This is a genomic window from Microbacterium sp. MYb72 (assembly GCF_002979415.1).
Lineage (GTDB): Bacteria > Actinomycetota > Actinomycetes > Actinomycetales > Microbacteriaceae > Microbacterium > Microbacterium natoriense.
Genome location: NZ_PCOT01000062.1, coordinates 3939 through 4174, shown reverse-complemented (window position 1 = coordinate 4174; position 236 = coordinate 3939). Strand labels below are relative to the sequence as shown.

At 73.3% G+C, this 236-nt stretch carries 1 protein-coding gene; it reads left to right on the top strand.

Going from position 1 to position 236, the window contains the following annotated elements; genetic code table 11:
- A partial coding sequence (locus CQ047_RS19010; RefSeq protein WP_219844659.1) for a hypothetical protein occupies window positions 1-236 on the top strand: 236 nt, incomplete at both ends.

Here is a 236-nt window from a genome sequence, read left to right as displayed (position 1 = left end):
CGCCGTCCGCTGGACCGGCATCGTCGGCCCCGGCGAGACGCTCGTGGTGACCTACACGTTCCGCGCGACGGCGTCAGGGCCTCGTCCGGGAACCGTCTCCTGGAGCGGGAACGCCCGCGGAGTCGTGCCCCGGAACGCGGAAGAGTCCGTTGAGCCACCGGTGCCCACCGCAGAGGTCGCCGTCTCCGCACGTCCCGTCGTTCCGGAAGCGCCGACCTCACCGGGGTCGGGGAGCA